The organism is Candidatus Aquicultor secundus, from assembly GCF_002791875.1.
Classification (GTDB): domain Bacteria; phylum Actinomycetota; class Aquicultoria; order Aquicultorales; family Aquicultoraceae; genus Aquicultor_A; species Aquicultor_A secundus.
The window spans coordinates 1,447-4,105 of record NZ_PFNG01000098.1 but is presented as its reverse complement, the minus strand read 5'-3'; the positions used below and the strand labels follow the sequence as shown (position 1 = coordinate 4,105).

Here is a 2,659-nt window from a genome sequence, read left to right as displayed (position 1 = left end):
GTTCATTCTGACGAACCGCCGTATGCGGACCCGCTTGTACGGTGGTGTGGGAGGGTCGGCGGCGAAAGCCGCCCCCTATCCCGATTATTGCGATGTTCAGAGGGGCGGAAGGATTCGAACTGAATTAATTTCGCAATCGTGTGCTTTTTATCGATTGTGCGCCGTTTATACTGGTAAACGGTTTTATGCGGAGCCCAGTGCTCTTCCCTTTGCAGCTGTGCAAGGCTTTTTGTTTATAGATTATGCTCTTACCTTCTGCTAAATCGCTATTTATTAATTGCATTTCTATGTATATACTCTTAAATAAAAGTTGAGCTTATAATATTTGCAGGTAAAAGCAGTATAAGGAAAGGGATATTATGTCCTATAAGGTTAGTGTTGTTATTGAAAAAGATGAATACGGCTACTACGCATATGCGCCGGAGCTGGAAGGATGCCAAACGCAAGGCGATACGTTTGAAGAAGCATTAGCCAACATAAAAGAAGCCGTTGAACTATATCTGGAGACGTTGCCAGAAGATGAGAGAAAGAAAGTTCTTAGCAAGGAGATAATCACGGCTACTCTAGAGGTTGAAGTTGCCTAAACCACCGAGACTTACACCACAAGATGCAGAAACGCTGTTGCTAAGAGCCGGTTTTGTGTTGGACAGGAGTAAGGGTAGCCATAGAATATATATGAGGGAGAATAAAAGAATAATCATCCCTTTTCATACCGGTAAGATGCTGCATCCAAAAATCATTAAGCAAGTTCTCGGTGTAATAGAATCTAGTGAGTAAATACAGAAAAGCTCCCCAGGGATTATAGCGGTTTGCTGAAAATATCTTGCGGGTATGAGACCCAGAGAGGCCCGTTTCGTAGATTATGCCGTTTTTTACATACAGAATCTTCTCTTTAGTTGGCTGCCGTGCGCTTTTTAAACTGCCGGATGGTGACGCAGGTTGCTGGCATCCAGGAATTAGACAAAGACATAAAGCGAATAGAGCTACTGCTGCAGCGAAACGCAAAAGCATATCTGATAGAGCGCTCTTGTGAGGATTCACCGGCAACTCCTTTATTCAAAAGCCGTTTTTAATTATAGAATACGGCATATATGCAAAATATCCTCTATTGAAGTTCTTTGTGAGAAGCCAAATCATGGCTAAATATATGAAGGCTGCTTTCAGGCTAACCTGGTGTGAAATTAAACAAAGCAAACGGTAGTTTAATTGACAAACCTTCAAGGCTAGACTAGGATTACATCAGTGAAGAGCTACAAAGCCAAAGAAGTTGTTAGTATTCTAAAGCGAGATGGATGGTATTTAACTAAAACCACAGGAAGCCATCATCATTTCAAGCATCCAACAAAGCCGGGAAAAGTTACTGTTCCTTATAGGACTGAGAGCGAAGACATAAAAATTGCCACTCTAAAATCTATTCTTAAACAGGCCATGATTGACCTAAAGGAGGTTTAGACAGTTGCGTTATCAGTACCCAGCTATCCTTATACCGGCAGAAGAGGGAGGCTACACTGTTTTGGTTCCGGATCTTCCCGGATGTGTCACTCAAGGTGAAACCGTAGAGGAAGCTTTTGAGATGGCTAAGGATGCAATTGCTGGGTGGATTGAGGTAGCTCTCGAATATAATGAAGAAGTTCCGGGTTCAAGCACCCTGGAGCAAATAGCTGGGCACCTGGATGAGTTTCTCGAAGGTGTTGTGGAAACTAAAGAAGAGAGAGACAGAGTAATTCTTGCCAACGTTCAGCTAGATCTTCCTGAAGTCGCCGCGTAAATTAACCCAAGAAAGCTAATTGCGTTTATTAACATTAAAGCTACATTATCCCAGGTTCGTTTTGTTACTTCCCGGACGGTAATTTTACCTCGGGGGCCGGCGAGGTTTTTGCGAGGCCCAAGAACGTATTCCATACGCTTTGCGCTCCGGGGTCGAGTTTTTGCGCCGACTTAAGCAGGGTGTCCGCTTTGTTTTTATCGCCCTTTAACTCGTAGGCAACCGACTCGGAAATAAGAGGCCTCGAACCTTGCGGATCAATCGATCCCAATAGCTTGCTTACCCTTATTACCTCGTCATAGTTCCCTTTTTGCAGATTTAACATGATCACGTCTATATAGGTGTTTTTATCTAGCGGCGCTTTCTGTAGCGCCAGGTATAGGTACTTTTCCGCTTGGCCAAGGTCTTTATTGTTCCTGCTATATCGGGCCGATACCAAATAGGCTGTTCCCAGAGTATGAATTAGCTGCGGATAATTCGGGGAGTATCTTAGTCCTCTTTTAGCTACCGTAATCGCGAGCCTGGCAACCGATGCATCTTTTGTATCATTGGCAAGGTCTAAGCATAGATTGGCACAGAACCATTGGTAATGGGGCTGGACGGCCAGGTATTGAGCTGCATCACAGGCACCCTTGAGGGCGGATTCGCTCATCGTCGTGCGCACTTCGCTGTCTGCCGCAGAATACCGCGCCTCTAGCACCGGCGGCGTTAAAGCCGCTATAGAAAGCGCCACCACAACAACAAGAGCCAGCCACTTGAGTGCGGCCCCTTGTGCTACACGCCATTCTATAACGCGACTGGTACCTTTTACCGCATTGCCGACGACCGAACCCATGATACACCAGAAAAAGAGGCTTAAATCGTTGGTGGCGATACCGCTTAATCCCTGAACCA

The 2,659-nt window shown here is 45.2% G+C and carries 6 protein-coding genes; 5 read left to right on the top strand and 1 reads right to left on the bottom strand.

Annotation, left to right across the window (positions count from 1 at the left end; all coding sequences use genetic code 11):
* From COY37_RS04280 to COY37_RS04265, 5 genes are all read left to right on the top strand, one after another.
* Positions 1–262: hypothetical protein (locus COY37_RS04280; RefSeq protein WP_286976314.1), on the top strand; the 262-nt coding region annotated here is incomplete at its 5' end.
* Positions 263–359: 97 nt separating this feature from the next.
* Entirely contained in the window at positions 360–584 is a 225-nt protein-coding gene (locus tag COY37_RS04275; RefSeq protein WP_286679424.1) for a type II toxin-antitoxin system HicB family antitoxin, read from the top strand.
* Positions 571–777 carry a type II toxin-antitoxin system HicA family toxin gene (locus COY37_RS11805; RefSeq protein WP_502692922.1) on the top strand — a complete coding sequence of 69 codons (207 nt, stop codon included), beginning with the start codon at positions 571–573 and terminating at the stop codon, positions 775–777. The genes COY37_RS04275 and COY37_RS11805 overlap by 14 nt, the downstream gene beginning before the upstream one ends.
* A gap of 465 nt (positions 778–1,242) precedes the next feature.
* On the top strand, positions 1,243–1,452 hold the full coding sequence (locus COY37_RS04270; protein WP_286679425.1) for a type II toxin-antitoxin system HicA family toxin: 210 nt from the start codon (positions 1,243–1,245) through the stop codon (positions 1,450–1,452).
* A gap of 4 nt (positions 1,453–1,456) precedes the next feature.
* Positions 1,457–1,768, top strand: a complete 312-nt coding sequence (locus COY37_RS04265; RefSeq protein WP_286679426.1) for a type II toxin-antitoxin system HicB family antitoxin — start codon at positions 1,457–1,459, stop codon at positions 1,766–1,768.
* 64 nt (positions 1,769–1,832) lie between these two features.
* Here COY37_RS04265 and COY37_RS04260 read toward each other — a convergent pair.
* Positions 1,833–2,659, bottom strand: an 827-nt coding sequence (locus tag COY37_RS04260) for a tetratricopeptide repeat protein (RefSeq protein ID WP_286976309.1), incomplete at its 5' end; no start/stop codon positions are given.

Excerpts from the sequence above, each read along its gene's own strand:
- COY37_RS04275 (WP_286679424.1), top strand. The coding sequence starts at position 360 with ATGTCCTATAAGGTTAGTGTTGTTATTGAAAAAGATGAATACGGCTAC.